General features: G+C 39.4%; 13 protein-coding genes and 2 tRNA genes. 12 read left to right on the top strand and 3 right to left on the bottom strand.

The genetic code is table 11. The features are described from left to right. Nucleotides 1–224: 224 nt before the first annotated feature. Nucleotides 225–301: transfer RNA gene (locus Q4557_RS05945), tRNA-Met, on the bottom strand. Between the two features lie 300 nt (nt 302–601). Here Q4557_RS05945 and rlmKL point away from each other — a divergent pair. The 5 genes from rlmKL to rmf all read left to right on the top strand — a co-directional run bounded on the left by rlmKL (nt 602) and on the right by rmf (nt 7223). Next, on the top strand, nt 602–2749 hold the full coding sequence (gene rlmKL / locus Q4557_RS05940) for a bifunctional 23S rRNA (guanine(2069)-N(7))-methyltransferase RlmK/23S rRNA (guanine(2445)-N(2))-methyltransferase RlmL (protein WP_102476872.1): 2148 nt from the start codon (nt 602–604) through the stop codon (nt 2747–2749). Between the two features lie 17 nt (nt 2750–2766). Continuing rightward, nucleotides 2767–3018 (top strand): glutaredoxin family protein, encoded by a 252-nt coding sequence (locus Q4557_RS05935; protein ID WP_102437661.1) that lies wholly within the window; start codon nt 2767–2769, stop codon nt 3016–3018. After that, nucleotides 3015–4940, top strand: a complete 1926-nt coding sequence (locus Q4557_RS05930; RefSeq protein ID WP_102476871.1) for an ABC transporter ATP-binding protein — start codon at nt 3015–3017, stop codon at nt 4938–4940. The genes Q4557_RS05935 and Q4557_RS05930 overlap by 4 nt, the downstream gene beginning before the upstream one ends. Nucleotides 4941–4965: 25 nt before the next feature. Continuing rightward, nucleotides 4966–6867 (top strand): DUF3466 family protein, encoded by a 1902-nt coding sequence (locus Q4557_RS05925; protein WP_303411341.1) that lies wholly within the window; start codon nt 4966–4968, stop codon nt 6865–6867. 179 nt (nt 6868–7046) lie between these two features. Next, entirely contained in the window at nt 7047–7223 is a 177-nt protein-coding gene (gene rmf / locus Q4557_RS05920) for a ribosome modulation factor (protein WP_076539913.1), read from the top strand. Between the two features lie 128 nt (nt 7224–7351). On the opposite strand, the gene fabA is transcribed toward rmf, so the two are convergent. Together fabA and Q4557_RS05910 are read right to left on the bottom strand one after the other, a co-directional pair. Next, the gene (gene fabA / locus Q4557_RS05915; RefSeq protein ID WP_303411338.1) at nt 7352–7867 is read right to left on the bottom strand and encodes a bifunctional 3-hydroxydecanoyl-ACP dehydratase/trans-2-decenoyl-ACP isomerase; all 516 of its coding nucleotides are present in this window, start codon (nt 7865–7867) and stop codon (nt 7352–7354) included. 73 nt (nt 7868–7940) lie between these two features. Continuing rightward, entirely contained in the window at nt 7941–9680 is a 1740-nt protein-coding gene (locus Q4557_RS05910) for a S16 family serine protease (RefSeq protein ID WP_303411336.1), read from the bottom strand. Nucleotides 9681–10059: 379 nt separating this feature from the next. Between Q4557_RS05910 and Q4557_RS05905 the strand changes: the two genes are divergently transcribed. The 7 genes from Q4557_RS05905 to Q4557_RS05875 all read left to right on the top strand — a co-directional run bounded on the left by Q4557_RS05905 (nt 10060) and on the right by Q4557_RS05875 (nt 17553). Further along, nucleotides 10060–10150, top strand: a tRNA-Ser gene (locus Q4557_RS05905). Between the two features lie 408 nt (nt 10151–10558). Continuing rightward, nucleotides 10559–10837 (top strand): hypothetical protein, encoded by a 279-nt coding sequence (locus tag Q4557_RS05900; protein ID WP_303411334.1) that lies wholly within the window; start codon nt 10559–10561, stop codon nt 10835–10837. Between the two features lie 986 nt (nt 10838–11823). Next, on the top strand, nt 11824–12795 hold the full coding sequence (locus Q4557_RS05895) for a phosphoribosyltransferase family protein (RefSeq protein WP_303411332.1): 972 nt from the start codon (nt 11824–11826) through the stop codon (nt 12793–12795). Nucleotides 12796–13316: 521 nt separating this feature from the next. Then, nucleotides 13317–14498: an HlyD family secretion protein gene (locus Q4557_RS05890; RefSeq protein ID WP_102476056.1), complete on the top strand. Its 1182-nt coding sequence runs from the start codon at nt 13317–13319 to the stop codon at nt 14496–14498. Beyond that, complete coding sequence (locus Q4557_RS05885) at nt 14488–15540, top strand: DUF2955 domain-containing protein (protein WP_303411329.1); 1053 nt, start codon at nt 14488–14490, stop codon at nt 15538–15540. Before Q4557_RS05890 ends, Q4557_RS05885 begins: the two co-directional genes overlap by 11 nt. Before the next feature lie 223 nt (nt 15541–15763). After that, entirely contained in the window at nt 15764–16882 is a 1119-nt protein-coding gene (locus Q4557_RS05880; protein WP_102440283.1) for an AI-2E family transporter, read from the top strand. A gap of 20 nt (nt 16883–16902) precedes the next feature. Then, on the top strand, nt 16903–17553 hold the full coding sequence (locus Q4557_RS05875; protein ID WP_157936096.1) for an ion channel: 651 nt from the start codon (nt 16903–16905) through the stop codon (nt 17551–17553). Nucleotides 17554–17628 lie beyond the last annotated feature (75 nt).

Raw genomic sequence — 17628 nt, 5'->3', positions numbered from 1 at the left:
GCGGGAGCTGGATTTGAACCAACGACCTTCGGGTTATGAGCCCGACGAGCTACCAAACTGCTCCATCCCGCGTCCGAATAAAAACTAACTTGCTTAAACTTCTCTTTAGCAACCATGATTAAATGATTGTAGGAGCTGGGTTTGAACCAACGACCTTTGCCAGTTTATATTAGCTGAGCCCGACTATTTATATGCTAACTAATTGTCTGCTTACTAAGGTTAAATGGTTGCGGGAGCTGGATTTGAACCAACGACCTTCGGGTTATGAGCCCGACGAGCTACCAAACTGCTCCATCCCGCGTCCGTTTAAGCGGGGCAGACTATAACGGCCAATCTTGTTCTTGGCAAGTCATAATGACAACTTTATTACTGCTTGCTGACTTACTGAGCACCAATAGCAAAAAATAGCGGCTTTATAAGGCAGATAGCCCTGTTATAGCCGTAGTTTTGAAACAGAAATGAAAGTTTACTCACCAATACAGGGCTATATCGGTAATGTATTGTATAAAATGTGGCAATTAACAGACATTTTCACACCTAATATCGGTTTAGGTATATAATGCATGCTTAATTATATCTGTGAGTTGATGACTGTCTATCCATGTTAAATTTTTTTGCTGCTGCCCCAAAGGGGTTTGAATATAGCTTATCCAATGAGCTTAAAGAGTTTGGTGCTACTGATGTTAAGGAAAGCGTCGCTGGTGTGTATTTTTCTGCGCCGTTAGAACTTGCCTATCGAATTACATTGTGGACTCGACTTGCTAGCCGAATTGTTGTGGTTATCTATAAAGGTGCTTGTGAATCTGCTGAGCAACTTTATAACGCAGCTTACAGTATTGATTGGCCGTCTCACTTCTCAAACGATAGTACCTTCAGTATCGATTTTCACGGTACTGGCGGCTTTATTAATAATACCCAGTTTGGCGCTTTAAAAACCAAAGATGCGGTTGTGGATCGTTTTCGCGATGATGGTTTAGATAGACCTGATGTTGGACGCGTCAATGCTGAATTTAGAATTGATGCCCATTATCGTAATAATCAATTAACGCTTTCAGTTAATTTCTCTGGCGCTTCTTTACACCAACGTGGCTACCGATCAATAACCGGTGAAGCACCTCTGAAAGAAAACTTAGCCGCTAACATGCTTATAAGAAGTGGTTGGCAAGCAAATCCAATTACATTATTAGATCCCTTTTGTGGCAGTGGTACCGTTGTTATCGAAGCGGCATTAATGGCTGCAGATATTGCTCCAGCTCTTAAACGCGCCCGTTTTGGTTTTGAGCATTGGCATCAACATGACGATACCCTATGGCAAGGGATTTTAAATGAAGCAAAAGCCCGAGCCAGTCTTGGTAAAACTCGCTGCGCATTGAAGTTTTTTGCCTCTGATATTGACGGTCACCTTGTAGCGCTTGCAAAACAAAACGCAGAAAACGCCGGTGTTGCTGATTTAATTGAATTTAGTGTTTCAGATGCACTTGATGTTACTCCACCAGTAGAAGCGGGTTTCTTAATCTCAAACCCACCATATGGTGAGCGTTTAGGTAGCATTACGGAATTATTGAAGCTGTATTACAAGCTTGGCGATAAGTTTAAAAAAGACTTTGGCGGTTGGAAAATTGCCATGTTGTGTAGTGATATTGAATTACTCTCAGCATTAAAGCTAAAAGCCGATAAGCAAATGAAGATGTTTAACGGTGCACTAGAGTGTGGCTTTAACTTATATACTTTGCATGCTAAAAGCACTCGCCGTGAAATGCCGGTGTTGCCTGAAGGTGTTGATATTGCAGATATCTCGCCTGCTTTTGCTAATCGTATTAAAAAGAATATGAAGCAACTAACCAAGTGGGCTAAAAAAGAAGGTATTGATAGTTACCGCATTTATGATGCTGACTTACCTGAATACAATGTGGCAGTTGATAAATATGTCGATTATGTGGTTATTCAAGAATACTCTGCGCCTGCGACTATTCCTGAAGCGGTGACAAAGCGTCGTTTAACCGATGTATTACTTTCATTGCCTGCAGCATTAAATATGGACCCTGATCGCGTTACCTTAAAGACCCGTGAAAAGCAAAAGGGCACCAACCAGTATCAAAAGCTTGATCAACAAAAGCTGGAGATCATTACCCAAGAGTATGGCGCTAAGTTTAAGTTAAATTTAACTGGCTACCTTGATACCGGTTTATTCTTAGATCATCGTTTGACCCGTAAATTAGTTGGTGAAAAATCAGCGGGTAAAAATGTGCTGAATTTATTTTCTTACACAGGCTCTGCATCGGTACATGCGGCATTAGGTGGGGCTAAATCTGTCACTACAGTCGATATGTCAAATACTTACCTTGCTTGGGCAAAAGAGAATTTTGATTTAAATAATTTATCAGGTAAGCAATATCAATTCATCCAAGCTAACTGTATTCAGTGGGTGAAAGATTGTGAAGAGAAATTCGATCTGATATTTATCGATCCGCCAACTTTTTCTAATTCAAAAAGAATGGAAGATAGCTGGGACGTTCAACGAGACCATGCGGCAATGCTGGTTGATTTGATTAAAGTATTAAGCCCTAATGGCGAAATTATTTTCTCGAATAATAAGCGTAAATTTAAAATGGATATCGAGCTTTTAAGCCAATATAAAATGGACATTAAAAATATCGATAGTCAAACATTACCATTGGATTATAAGCGTAATCCGCACATCCATAATACTTGGTTAATTACCCATGCTAAGTCTCCTTACGCTAAATAAGCTTTAAGGTTAAAAGTATGAGTTCTAACCCAACAACAGACAGTGCAGGCCTAATTTTATATCACACAGATGGCTGTCATCTGTGTGAAATTGCTCAAGCGTTAGTTGAGCAATTAGGCATTGACTATCAACATATTGATATTTGCGATAATGACACACTGGCAAGCCGTTATGGCATCTCTATACCAGTGTTAGTTATGGATGAAAAAGAATTGTTTTGGCCCTTTGATGCCCAGCAGTTAACAGAATTTATTAGGAGCGTCGCTTGAGTTTAGTTCGTATTAATAATGGCTCTTTAGCCTATGGCTATACCCCGTTATTGAAAAATGCTGATTTCACTATTTTACCTGGTGAGCGAGTGTGTATCGTAGGCCGAAATGGGGCGGGTAAATCAAGTTTAATGAAAGTGCTGTCAGGTGATGTATTACTTGATGACGGTGAATTTAATATTGCCTCTGATGTGAATGTCAGTCGACTACAGCAAGATCCGCCTAAAGCTGAAACCGGCACGGTTTATAAATATATCTCTTTAGCATTAAAAGAAATTGGTGAAATGCTAGAGCGTTATCATAAGCTTTCACATGACGTTGCTACCGCTGAACCTGATGAAATGAACAAGATGCTCAATCAAATGCAGCGCTTGCAAGAGTCATTAGATCATAATAACGGCTGGCATTTAGATTCTCGTATTATTCAAAATTGTGAATTGTTAGGCTTAGATCCCGATAAACCCCTTAGTGAGTTATCAGGTGGCTGGCAGCGTAAAGTGGCATTAGCAAGAGCCCTAGTTAGCGAACCGGACTTATTATTGCTTGATGAACCGACCAACCACCTTGATATTGATACCATTGAATGGCTTGAAGAGTTTTTATTAAACTTTAAAGGCGCTATCGTGTTTGTCAGTCATGACCGTGGCTTTATTCATCGTATGGCAACACGCATTGTTGATTTAGATCGCGGCGTAGTGACATCGTGGCCGGGTAATTACCATGCTTATTTAGAAGGTAAGCAAGAGTGGTTGCGTGTTGAAGCGGAACAAAATGCCCATTTTGACAAAAAATTAGCAGAAGAAGAAACTTGGATCCGTCAAGGGGTAAAAGCCAGACGTACCCGTAATGAAGGCCGAGTGCGCGCCCTTAAAGCATTAAGAAATGAACGCAGTGAGCGCCTGAATCGTCAAGGTAATGCCAAGATGAACGTCAGTGATACTGAGCGTTCTGGTAAGTTAGTATTTGATATTAATAATCTTAATTACAATTTACCTGATAAAGATTTAGTTAAAAACTTCAGTTCAACGGTTATACGTGGTGACAGAATTGCCTTAATCGGGCCAAACGGTTGTGGTAAATCAACATTAATTAAGCTATTAATTGAGCAGCTTTCGCCGCAATCAGGTGAAGTTAAAGTCGGTACCAAACTCGAAGTTGCCTATTTTGACCAATACCGTGAAGCGTTAGATCCAGAAAAAACCGTTGAAGAAAACGTAGGCGACGGTAAGAAAACCGTTACGATTAACGGTCAAGATCGTCATATATTAAGTTACTTACAAGACTTCTTGTTTTCACCTATGCGTGCACGTACCCCTGTTAAGGCGTTATCAGGTGGTGAGAAAAACCGATTGCTATTAGCACGCTTGTTATTGCGACCTGCAAACTTAATTATTCTCGATGAACCAACCAATGACCTTGATATTGAGACCCTAGAATTGTTAGAGTCCTTACTAACTGATTTTAAAGGGACCTTATTGATTGTTAGTCACGACAGGGAATTTATTGATAATACCGTGACCAGTAGTTGGTGGTTTGCCGGTAATGGTAACTGGCATGAGTATGTTGGCGGATACAATGATGCCGTCTCTCAGGGCGCTAAATTTTATTCTGAGGAACAAGCAGCAACATCTGTTGTCCAAACTCCTGCGCCAGTAGAAACTAAGCCTGTAAAGCAGACTAAAGCTGCCAGTACAGCACCTAAAAAATTATCGTTCAAACTTCAACGTGAACTCGAACAACTACCGAGTAAAATGGAAAAGTTAGAACAAGAAGTAGAAGAAATACAAAATACTGTGGCTTCAGCTGATTTTTATAGCCAACCACAAGATACCGTCAACTCAGTGCTTAAAGCATTGGCGACAAAAGAACAGGAATTGGACACTTGCTTCGAGCGTTGGGAAGAACTCGAATCACTGAAGTAAGCGTATAATAATAATAGGAATTATAATGAAGTCGAAGTTTGATAAGGCATTATCTGTCGTTGCCTTGAGTGTGCTTGGCGCTATCGGAAGTGTACATGCCGCTCCAGTATATGAAATTGTAAACATTGAAGATTTTGATCTTAAAGGCACAGTAGACGGTACCCGAAGTGGTTACGCCATGGCTGTTAATGCCAACAATGAACTTGTAGGTGTTTCTAAAGGTAAGAAAAAACTATCTGTCGATGATGACGAAGATGACAATGACGTTATTGATGTAGAAGATGGTATCGCACCTGAAGAAACCATTATTTATTCAGTATTTTTGCCTCTGGTGGCAAATAACTTTACTTTCACAGCGGAAGAAAACGATGCTGAGTCAGCTTGGTATCCAAACTTCTATAGCGTTAATGGCACTACAGCACCAACCGATGTTGATGATGAAGGCGAGTTAATTATCAATTCGGTTGATACCTTTTTCTATGGCATGAATGACAACAATTACAAAGTTGGTTCATATACTGCGCCTGAAAAAACTATCGACTATGTTGGTAGTGATGAAGACCAAGAGTTTTGGTACTATCGCGATTTTGAGCTTCGTGGTGTCGCTGTCACGCCTGACGGAGAAGAACTTGAATTAGTACCATCTTACGAAACTTATATTCGTGAAGATGATGGTTTTGAAGTTGAGTTAGGTGGCTGGTCAGCGGCTGCGGCAATTAACGATAATAATTTGGTGGCAGGTTATGCCAGTACTGACATTATTGAATTCAGCTCAGATCGTATCGATAGTTGTATTGACGCAGATTTAGACGCAGATGAAGACTCGCCAGCGCCAGTTGAAATATGCGTACAGGCAGATCAATTCCCATCAAATGGTCGTCGTAACATTCAGTATCAAACCCGCGCCCACGTATGGCAAATTGCTGATGATAATACTATTCCTGCTGAAAACGTGATTGAGCTAGAGTTAGGGTTAACCCCTGATGAAGACTCTACTTTAGTGTATACCGCTCAGGCTTTAGGTATTAACAACAATGATGTAGTGGTAGGGCGCTCACACGTTTACCGTAATGGTAAAAAAGATGACCTTTATCAAGACGCTGCCTATTGGGTAAAAAATGCCCAAGGAGAATATGAATACCAGTGGATTGATACCGATATTTTCAAAGATGATGTATATAGTTCAATAGCTCGTGATATTAACGACAACGGTATCGTCATCGGTACTTTTTATAAATATGTCAGTGGAATTTTACGGGATAAGTTCTTCTATTACGATATTAACAACCCATCTGCTGAAATCGTAGTACCTAGTGACTTTCAAGATTCAGGTATTTCAGAGCTAAGTAGTTACCCAAAAGCCATTAATAATGCAGGTCAAGTGGTTGGTAATATTGAGGTCACTTATGATAAAGATAAGCCGCGACCAAAAGCAGGTTTTCTTTATAACATCGGTGATGATGAATTTGTGAACCTTAATGCGACTTTAACGTGTGAGTCAAAAGGCTATGAGCAAGATGCTGATGGCAAATGGACTCGTTATCCGGTTGAGGTTATTGATGGTGACGGCTCAATTTTAAGCTATGACAGTGAAATATATGTGGTTGAGGCCAATGACATCAATGAAGACGGCACCATTGTAGGTACAGCATTTATTCGTAAACCTTTATACCAATTTGATACCGATGGTAATTTGATTCTTGATGAAGACACTAACCTACCGTTATTTGAAATAAATGGTAATGGCGACCCTGTAACGTCTTATTTACCGCGTATGGTGGTAATGAAACCGGTATCAGGTAACGAACAAGCCTGTACTGAAAGTGATGACGTAGAAGATGAGCCCTATGTAAGAAAAGGGGCGGCTAGCTTTGCTTGGTTATTCGCTCTGCCGTTACTTTGGTTACGTCGTCGCAAGCTTAAGTAGAGAGCATTTTTTGAACTAAAAGTCGAGGATTATTCCTCGATTTTTTTTTGCTTTTTATCTCAATACTTTAATTAAAAACACATAATTTTGTCATATTTTTGCATTGATCTTGTGTGAAATTTCACCTATTTGTAATGCTGAAGCGAACGCTTCTTGATTAACAAAATGAGGATGTGTTAATGAAAAGACAAAAAAGAGATAAGTTAGATAGAGCTTTTTCTAAGGGATTCCAAGCAGGTATTGCAGGGCGCTCTAAGGAGCTTTGCCCTTACGGAACTTTAGATTCTAAATCTCAATGGTTAGGTGGTTGGAGAGAAGGCGTAGATGGACGTATGAGTGGTTTGTTTAATAAATAAATGAAAAGGCATCATATTAATATCTTTGCCCTCAGGGGGTTGATTGAGGGCAAAATAATGCCGTTTAGCTAAGTTAACCCGAAGCAACATTAGCTAACAGTGATTACTATTCATATTCAGTGAAATGCTTAAAAGGTCGAGGTATCCTTAAAAATACCGACTTTCAAATCAGTAGCCGAGTAAATCTCACGGCCATCCACTTCCATAGTGGCATCAGCAATCCCCATAACCAGCTTACGGTGAATCTTTCGTTTTAAAGTGAGCTTATAGGTGACTTTTTTCGCTTCCGGTAATACTTGCCCGGTGAACTTTACTTCGCCAACCCCAAGTGCGCGCCCTTTACCTTCTGCGCCTTCCCAGCCTAAATAAAAGCCAACCAATTGCCACATGGCATCTAAACCTAAGCAACCTGGCATCACAGGATCGCCATTAAAGTGGCAGTCAAAAAACCATAAATCAGGGGTGATATCGAGTTCAGCGACTATTTCGCCTTTACCATATTCACCACCGTCAGCATTAATGGTTGTGATCCTATCTATCATCAACATATTATCGACAGGCAGACGTGGTGAGTTAGGCTCAAAAAGGTTGCCATTACCACATGCGATCAGCTCTTTTTTAGTGAAACTGTTAGCTCTTTTCATTTAAATATTTACCACTTTATTACGAATAGGCTGACAAGATAGCGAACACGTGTAAGCTAAACAACTCCGATCACTATAATATCTTTAATTTCATTAATATTTTTTGTAAAAAGCTTAATTCGAGCTCTTCATCATCGTGGCCAGCCATTTTTTCTAAACGTGTTTGGACCTGGCCATAAATTGATTCAGCAGGAAAATCATTGTCTTCGTTTCTTACCCCTGCTGGAGCTTTCATTAATAAATCGATAGCTTGATCCATATGCTCAATTGCATGAATATGAAACAAGCCTTTTTCAACGGCCTCAATAACTTCGGTTTCAAGGTTTAGTTGTAGCACATTCGATTTAGGAATAATAACGCTGTGCTCACCTGTTAAGCCACGTCGCTTACATAAATGATAGAAGCCTTCGATCTTTTCATTCACACCACCAATGGCTTGCACCGCGCCGAATTGATCAAGTGCGCCCGTAATGGCAAATGCTTGGTTAATCGGCTGCTCGGCAATGGCAGACATTAAGCAGCAGTACTCAGCTAAAGAGGCACTATCGCCATCAATCTCTTGATAAGACTGCTCAAACACTATATTGGCATTTAAATGCAAAGGTACATCGCGACCAAAAATACGGTACAAGGAAGCTGAAAGGATCATCATACCTTTAGTATGAATATTACCGCCCAACTCTGATTTCCTCTCAATATCAATCACTTCACCGTCACCATAATGGACAGAGGTAGTGATCCTTGCCGGCTCGCCATAACTTGAATCATCAGTGTCAATCACAGTTAAGCCATTAATCTGGCCGATTATTTCACCGCTCGTTTGCAGATTAATGAAATTATCATCAAAGTTTTGTGCTGAATAAACCTCAGAACTGTCATGGCGTGACTTTGACTGTCTAAGAGCTTTTGCTATGGCAGTTGAATTGAGCGAAGCACTATTAGAGTATGCTTTAGCTTGAGTCAGTACCGGAACTATTTGCAGCATTGATAAACTTAAGCGTTGCTGATGCTCAGTAAGTTTGGCGCTGTAATTAAATAGCGGTATCAAGCTTGATGGCTCTAATTGAATGTTATAGGCATCAGCTAAACTATTTAGCCATTGCAGATACTGAGTTTCATTATATTTAGTTAAATCAATTTCTGAGTTAACCTCGCCAAGCAGTGGAAAGTTTTTATAAAAAACTCTGTCTTCAGTTCTTAAATGAGTAAACAAGTTAGCTGAGCCCATTAGCACAATTTTACAATTGAGTGGGATTGGCGCGATATCGTTGCTAATTTTATATTGTTTATGCTCGAGGATCTGCATGACAAAATCCCACAGGCCTTCACGTTTCCATAAAGAGTTAGCATCAATAAAAACGAAATGGTTGGAGGCTAAAATGCCAGCTTTATACTGGCTAGACTTATCAGTCTTATGCATTTTACCGACTAGATCAGCGCGGCGAATAGAGCCACTAACATAGCTGTAAAGGGTATTTTGATGCGCAACAGTGCCAACATTCTCTGCCGGTAACTCAGCCTGCCAGCGGAAATTAAAATTGTGATTTTCATCTTGGCTTTTAGTCGCAACCAAAAAGGAATCTGATGGCGTATTAGCCTGACTCACAAGGGCTTTAATAAACAGTTCACGCTCAATACCCGCAAAATCAGCGACAAATAAATGTTGGTGTGCAAGTTTAGTCATTAAATTAAATGCATCTAAACAACGCTCTTGTCCCAACAATAAATGGCTTAGATAAGCAGTAGAAGGTAAAGATTGAGGTAACGTAAACTGAGGAGCAAGTTTGGGTATAGAAATTAAAGTTGTGGTCATAGCTTTAAGTATCAGAAATAGTTAAAGCGATTTTAGCATATATTATCGTCATATCATTGAAATGTTCGATGCTTTGCGGATTATCTATGGGCTTGCTGGAAAAATATGACACTGGATTGCTATATTCAAGGCCATTGCTGCTTCTTATTTGGGGTTTAGCGTAATTCTTTAAACAAAATGTAATCGCTAAAAGCGTGTTTGTTGATAGAAAAGGTGAGGGAATCCAGTGGTGTAGAAGGTGATTTTTACTCACCTGATTAGCAAATGAGCCAACAAAGGTGGAAAAATGTCTTAAAAGCTTATTTGATGAGCATTTGAATGTTTTTTTATAAATTCCGGTTTACAACGAGGTCTGATACTTATATTATTCTCGGCGTTCGGAGAGATGGCAGAGTGGTCGAATGCACCGGTCTTGAAAACCGGCATGGGTTTGTAGCCCATCTAGGGTTCAAATCCCTATCTCTCCGCCATATTTAAGATGAAAGGCTCATCAGAAATGATGAGCCTTTTTTCGTTTAACTTACTAAAAATATTGAAGATTAATACTATCAATTCAAAACTACTTTATTGTCTAGTGTTTGAAGTGCCTGTTTTATAGTCACTTATCTTCCTTGAGAGGATTGACTCAGTCAATATCCCTGCTTTTCGCATCAGCAGAGCTCCTATTAACGTGTACCTCACACGTATCTGTTTAGCCACATATTTACGTGATAAAGGCTTTCCTTTTGATGTAAAAGTATCTTTGTTAACCCTAGGCTTTGCTGAAGCCATATTAGCAATATAGGCGCTATATCGATGTAGCAAGTACACTCAAAAAAATCATCAATGCCATAGATCATCAAATCTGTATTAATGACTTTATTCGTTATGTTGATGAAGTGATTAACAGTCTTCGCAGTGAGTTTGAGAAAAACAAGTCGGCCATCAGTACAAAGCCAGCAAGTTTTAGTATCCCCATCAGAGACACTAAGCTGCCACAACACAGTGAAACTTACTCAGTAGCCAAACCACTGCCAGTTATGAGCTTGAATAATGCATTGGCAGCATTTGTTACCTCAAAAGAGAAATCAGGTTTTAGTCCACTACTTATTAACCAGCATCTATTAACCAGCTTGCGCAAAGACCCCGTCACTTCGTTGAGTTGCTGCCCAAAATAGGAAATCGATCATCAAAAAGATACCTAAGCTATTTGCGTTAACGATATTACTTCGGCTGATGCCATGAAGTATCGTGATGAGCTACTCATGCAGGGTTAACGCTATAAAGAATACTTAGCTGGCGTATTTCAGTTTTAATTCGTATGGTCGATGACATAGTAATTGAGTGGAAAAAGAGGCATTAGCACGTTATATATATGAAGTAATTTCAGTTTCTGAAAAACAAAATCATGATAGTCAATTTGAAGTTCCACAGGGTAATAAAACTCAAGATAGACAATAAAAAATAAGAAGTTCTAGAGGTTAGATTTTAAAACTGAAATTAATTAATTTTATGATTAAGATCAGCTTTAATTGGTAATTTCGAAGCTTGTCGCGATTTACTCATATTGAAGTGAATTGAACTCAACTCTTAGCTACGACTTATGGTTGAAATAATTATCATCTTGAGTCGTTAATTTGCTTTAATAAAATATATATATATAGTGTGTCTATTTTTGAATGAGTCACTTACTTATTGATTATATGAGATAATATCTGTTTTTATCTGTGGCATTTTTTTTATCCGCTTAATTGTTCATTGGCTGAAACTGTGTAGTGCTACAGGCAAGGTTGATGTTTATCCTGTTTGTTGATATTTGTAGATTTGATAATTTACTAATCTGATTTAGACTTAAAACTGTCATTTTTATGGCGTATTTTTAATTTAGGCTGTTAAAGGGTTATTTGTATTTTATTAGACCAAGCTACAATTGATAAAGCTTGCTGTTATGGCTAAATTCAATAAATTTCATTAGTTAGAGTCGAGTCTTGAGGGATCGAATCTGAACTTTACTCAAACAACATAGGTTAATGATTCGGTATGTATTGGGCGGCATAGTAGTTGCGGCTACGGACCAATACTCTATGAGTATTTAGTAGAATTTAAGCTTAACAGCGTCTGCTTTGAAGCATCAGGCTGTAATCTATGAACATTGGAGTTTGCTATGAATTATAAGTCCTTTTGTGATTTGAGTGATGATATTAAAAATAATATTCACAAAATCAATCAACAAGACTTTGATTTAATTGTAGGTATTCCAAGAAGTGGAATGGTACCTGCATATATGGTGGCGTTATTGCTCAATGCTAACTGTATCGATTTACCTGCTTTTATTCGCAATGATAAGTTAGGTAAAGGCATTACTCGTGATGCCAAAAAAGCCTTAAACTTCCCCCATGAAGCAAGCAACATTTTAATTGTCGATGACAGCATTCTAACTGGTGGTTCGATGATAGATGCGCTAGCCAAAATACCTAGCAGCTTCCAAGGCAAGGTGACCACAGCTGCGATTTACACCACTGCGCTTGTCAGTGACAAAGTTGATATCTTTTTTGAGCATGTGGACTTTCCACGGGTTTTTGAATGGAACTTATTTCATCATCCTATCGTGACTGAGGCTTGTGTCGATATTGATGGTGTCCTGTGCCAGGATCCAACTGAGGAACAAAATGATGATGGGGAGAAATATATTCAGTTTCTCGCTGAAGCGACTCCTCGATTTATCCCAACCATGAAAGTTGATGTGCTGATAACTAATAGGTTAGAAAAATTTCGACCGCATACTGAGCAATGGCTGGCAAAACATGGCGTTAATTATAACAAACTAGAAATGTTAGATTTGCCTTCAAAAGCCGCAAGACGGGCCCAAGTAGATTATTTTTCCCATAAGGCAGACTACTTTAAGCGTAGCCCAAATGTGTTATTTATCGAAAGTGATTATCAGCAAGCAATTGAAATTGCTAATCGGTCTAACAAGTTTGTTTATTGTGTTGATACAAACCAAATGATTGCGCCTAATGGTCTTAAGCGGTTTAAAAATAAAAAATACCTTGCTGAGACGATTAGAATGCAATTTTCAAAAATTAAGCCATTAAGAGCGATATACAAAAAAGTTAAAAATTTGGCTAGGGCTTAATTTATAAGCTCTAAACCTTTATCTGGCGTGAAAAATGGGCAGATTATTACCAGCTGCAGATGTTAGATTTTTAGTGGTGAAATTAAGGTCTTGATTTGTCTAATTAGGATTTTTCATTCTGTAGGAATGCCTTTTGAGTTGATCTTTATACTTGCTTTGCTTTTTTAATATTAGGCAATTAAAGCCAAGCAGCTTTTAAAGAATACACTTAATTTAAAATAGATTCTTAAGTAGTAATAGTAACAATATACATCGCAATTTAATGCAATTCCCCCGGCAAGGGCCTTCTCAAACGGCCGTTCAAATCATTAGTTAAAATCAAAATGTTAAATCAATAACTTAAGTAAAGGGCTTAAACACAGCTTTCTTGCTTGTTCATTGAGCTAGAGTGTTGAGTTTTGAGCAAAAATAATCCTATACTGACGTTAATGTAACAACTCTACTATTTATTAACATTATTGGCTCATGCAAGCCGTTAATTTAAAAAAGTAATGCAATTGATTTCAATGCAAGGGAAGGGTATGGCAGATAAGCATAACGATATTTCATCCACTGAATTACCGGCAAATACACCGGAGCAAGCCGTTTTATCAACGCCTACAGATGACATTCATGTTGCTAATGGCGCAGCGGATAAGTCCAAAAATCAGAAAATAAGAAAAGCGACCAATATCATACTGATAGTGGTCGCTTTTTTGTTTGTATTCCATCTTATTGCTGATCGTTATATTCCTTCAACTGATTTAGGTCGAGTTCGCGGTTTTGTGGTCCCCATTACCCCGCAAGTCTCAGGGGAGGTAATTGAAATTTTAACCACGCCAAATACCTTGATCCGTAAAGGGCAGGTGCTTGCGAGAATTAACCCAAGAGATTATGAGATTGCATTATTTACCGCTGAGCAAAATGTGACGCAGGCTGGGCAAAATATGGGAGCTTTAACCGCTAATGTCACCGCTGCAAAAGCAAAGGTTGTTAATGCGGAGGCAAACTTTACTAATGCAAAAGTACAATCTAAGCGTATTTTTACCATGGTTGAGCAGCAGGTGATGTCAGAGGCTGATGCCGACAATGCTAGAGCGGAACTTGCTAGCGCAGAAGCGGGTGTCGCTAGTGCTAAAGCAGATTTAGCCAAAGCAGAAGAAAGGTTGGGCTCAGAAGGTGAAAACAATACCGCGGTAAAATCAGCGTTATTGGCCTTAGAGCAAGCTGAACTTAACCTGGCACGCACCGAAATTAAAGCGCCCACCGATGGCGTGGCATCAAACTTTCGTTTAAAAGAAGGTTTTTATGCTAACGCTGGTCAACCGGTAATGACCTTTATTTCATCTGAAGATGTGTGGATTGAAGCGAACTTTAGAGAAAATAGCTTAGGCAATATGCAAGCGGGCGATAAAGTCGAGTTTGCACTGGATTATGCTCCGGGTGAGGTTTTTACTGGGAAAGTAGCCTATATCGATTATGGTGTTGATTGGGGACAAAGTGAACAAACGGGAAAGCTGGCTCAAACAACAGGCCAAACAGGTTGGTTAAGGCAGTCTCAACGATTTCCTGTAACCATTCATTTTGATGACGAAGAGGCTAAAGGGTTGCGACGTGTCGGCGGTCAAGCGGATGTCATGGTGTATACCGAAGAAAGTTCACTGATGAACTTATTTGGTAAGTTTTGGATCCGAGTCGTTAGCTGGTTCTCCTATGTCAGATAGCGAGCTAGCCTTTAAAGCCATTAATGCTCAATTTGCTGAGGCGATATTTACCCGTCGAGTATTACGCTTCACTTTGGGGATAGGCATTGCAGTGGCCATAGCTGCGGTGTTTGATTGGCAATTAGCTTTTATACTACCGGTGTTTGTCGCTAAGTTTTTAGTTGATAGAGTGGTGCCGACAGTGCAAACCATTTACGAATTGCTTATTTCAATGGTGGTCACTATTGCCATTGCTTGGATGGTGAGTTTTGGGCCGGTTCAATATCCATTTGTACTGTTGCCATTACTCGCATTAATGATGCTATGGGCCTATTACCTGTTTTCTGATCCCAAGTGGAATTTTTTCGCCACTATATTAATTGTCTCGACATTAGTATTACCCTATTTAGGGGTTTTACATCCAGGTGCGGCGATTTTTTTTGGTGTCGGCTTAAGCTTTTCAGGCGTGGTGGCGGTCATCATTTTTACTTTATTGCATATTTTGTTGCCTGATTTAGCACCAGAAAAAGAAACTCATTCTGAGTCAGAATTATCTAATGACGAGCGGCTTTACGAGTCAGTTAGGGCATTAATTATTTCATTTCCGGTGATCACCTTTTTCTTTTTATTTGAGGTGACCGGCGCATTACTGACCATGATATTTATTGCAATTTTATCTTTGCAAACGGCCGGCACTAAGAGCGTTAAAGTGAGTTTGTTTTTATTACTCACTAATGGCATAGGTGGTGTGCTGGCGATTATTTTTTATAACATGTTAGTTGTCGTGCCTGAGTTAGCGTTTTATATCGGGCTCACTATGATAGCTGCGTTATTTTTTGCACAAAAAATTTATGATGATCCTGCTAAAGCGCCTATTTTTGCGGGGATATTTTCAGCCTTGCTAGTGGTTGTCGGCTCGACGGCTTCGTCAACAGATGCCGATGTCGCAACCAACTTCTATATTCGTATTGCGCAGTTATTTATTGTCGGTGTTTATATGGTTGTGGCTTCATTTTTTTTAGAAACCAGAAATTGGAAGTTCTTACAAACTAATCATGATTAGGCGGTTTTATTGTAGCCGCTAGGCTATATTTTATTGAACGCTAAGTTTTGATTTAATGGCGGAAATCAAATTTTCTCGTTTATCAATACTAGGTTTATTGAAAAATAACCTATTGTTGTGATGGCTTTTCACTGCAATAAGTTCGATGTTCATAAAGGTGTTAATACATTAACTAAGGTTTAATTTTAAAACGCAACAGCATTTAATTAGGGATAGATAAGTTATGAGTGATAAACCAATATCAAGCTCGAAAGAGTTTACTCATGCGGCAGTGGATGCCGCGATTAAAATAGCCCTGATTTTTATCATGGTCATATGGTGTTTTAAGATTATTCAGCCTTTCATTATGCCCATTTTATGGGGCGGTATTATCGCCATTGCACTGTATCCAGTGGTGTTATTTATCAGTAGCAAGTTGCGATTGTCGGTGAGTAAATCTAGCCTGTTAATTACCTTGCTGGCCTTAGCCATATTATTGGTACCTACCTACTTATTTTCAGGTGCGATAGTTTCAAGCACGCAGGACTTTGTCGCAGAAATACATGACGGCACTTTAGTTATCCCCGCGCCGAAAAGCTCTGTAGCTGAACTCCCGATTGTTGGTGAGAAACTATATGAATTCTGGTCAGACGTCTCTGCAGATCTCGAGCATGTGGTAAAAACCTATGCCGATGAAATAAAAAGCTTTTCGACTAAGGCTGCCAGTGCTTTTGGTAGTTTTGGTATGACAATTTTGCAATTTTTAATTTCAATCATTATCGCAGGGGTGTTTATGGGTAAAGCATCTGGCTCAAGCCAAATGTTCCATAAAGTCTCAGTCAGGCTAGCTGGCAAACATGGTGAAGAGTTTTCTGAATTGGCCGTTGCAACCGTCAGAAGTGTGGTTCAGGGGGTGATTGGGGTAGCCTTTATTCAATCAATATTAGCAGGTGTTGGGCTTGCTTTAGTCGGGGTGCCAGGAACCGGGATTTGGATGTTACTGGTGCTAATACTCGCGATTATTCAATTGCCACCGATTTTGGTTTTAGGTCCTATTATTGCGTATGTCTTTTCTGTTGAATCATCAACCACCGCGATTATTTTTATGATTTGGAGCATTTTAGTGAGTGCCAGTGATGCATTTTTAAAACCGATGTTGATGGGCCGTGGCGTTGATATACCTATGTTGGTGATTTTGTTAGGTGCTATCGGTGGGATGATCCTCTCGGGTATTGTTGGCTTGTTTGTTGGCGCGGTGATTTTAGCTTTAAGTTATAAATTATTTTCAGCATGGCTAGTGGTTGAAACGGCTGAAGTTGATGGTGATGAAGTGTTACCGAACTCAGAGAACTCACAAGGGTAGTTGTTGCAATGGTTAAACCTATGTCTGAAGAAGATAACTTCAGCTACCTACTGGGGTCGTTGGTGTTAGTGCTGTTAAGTTCAGCTTTTGTGGAACAGTTTTTTGAACAGGGCCAGCTCATTGTTGTTTCGACAACTGTGATGAGTTTGTCTATTTCAGTGATTGGATTAGGCGCGAATAAACACTGGTTTCGCTCAAGTTTCGGGGTGATGTTTACTATCTTAGTGGTAGCCAGTATCGGCTCAGTTTTTGAATTGTTGAACCTTGATATTATCGCGCTATTTACCATTTTAACTTTTTTTATTTTGGCCACCTGGCGCGCCGCTAAGCAGGTCTTGTTTAGCGGGGTTATTTCAACTAATCAAATTATCGGATCTATTTGTATATTTCTGTTACTAGGGCTTATTTGGGCATTTATTTATCTATTGCTGATTGAGATTTTTGGTGTGGCTTTCAATGGTATTGAAGCCCAAAATTGGACCGATAATTTAACGACTGTGATTTATTACAGTTACATCACTTTGACTACAGTCGGTTATGGTGAAATATCACCAGCAGTGCCAATGGCGCGTTTTTTCGCTTTTTCTGAAGCGATTACAGGTCAGTTTTATATGGCGATCATTGTTGCCAGTTTAGTTGGAGCCAAAATGTCCAACCACGAACCGAAATAACCTGGAGTGACTTATCATCAACTGTACGCAATATTTATAGCGATAACTGCAATAAAGCTGAGAGATTACGCAACT

Origin of the sequence: Shewanella sp. 5_MG-2023 (genome assembly GCF_030547465.1) — a bacterium.
Classification (GTDB): domain Bacteria; phylum Pseudomonadota; class Gammaproteobacteria; order Enterobacterales; family Shewanellaceae; genus Shewanella.
The sequence above is the reverse complement of the archived record's forward strand: the minus strand, read 5'-3'. Positions and strand labels throughout refer to the sequence as shown.

Coding starts and splice junctions, on each gene's coding strand:
- rlmKL (WP_102476872.1), top strand. CDS start 602: ATGTTAAATTTTTTTGCTGCTGCCCCAAAGGGGTTTGAATATAGCTTA.
- Q4557_RS05935 (WP_102437661.1), top strand. CDS start 2,767: ATGAGTTCTAACCCAACAACAGACAGTGCAGGCCTAATTTTATATCAC.
- Q4557_RS05925 (WP_303411341.1), top strand. CDS start 4,966: ATGAAGTCGAAGTTTGATAAGGCATTATCTGTCGTTGCCTTGAGTGTG.
- rmf (WP_076539913.1), top strand. CDS start 7,047: ATGAAAAGACAAAAAAGAGATAAGTTAGATAGAGCTTTTTCTAAGGGA.
- fabA (WP_303411338.1), bottom strand. CDS start 7,867: ATGAAAAGAGCTAACAGTTTCACTAAAAAAGAGCTGATCGCATGTGGT.
- Q4557_RS05910 (WP_303411336.1), bottom strand. CDS start 9,680: ATGACCACAACTTTAATTTCTATACCCAAACTTGCTCCTCAGTTTACG.
- Q4557_RS05895 (WP_303411332.1), top strand. CDS start 11,824: ATGAATTATAAGTCCTTTTGTGATTTGAGTGATGATATTAAAAATAAT.
- Q4557_RS05890 (WP_102476056.1), top strand. CDS start 13,317: ATGGCAGATAAGCATAACGATATTTCATCCACTGAATTACCGGCAAAT.
- Q4557_RS05885 (WP_303411329.1), top strand. CDS start 14,488: ATGTCAGATAGCGAGCTAGCCTTTAAAGCCATTAATGCTCAATTTGCT.
- Q4557_RS05880 (WP_102440283.1), top strand. CDS start 15,764: ATGAGTGATAAACCAATATCAAGCTCGAAAGAGTTTACTCATGCGGCA.
- Q4557_RS05875 (WP_157936096.1), top strand. CDS start 16,903: ATGTCTGAAGAAGATAACTTCAGCTACCTACTGGGGTCGTTGGTGTTA.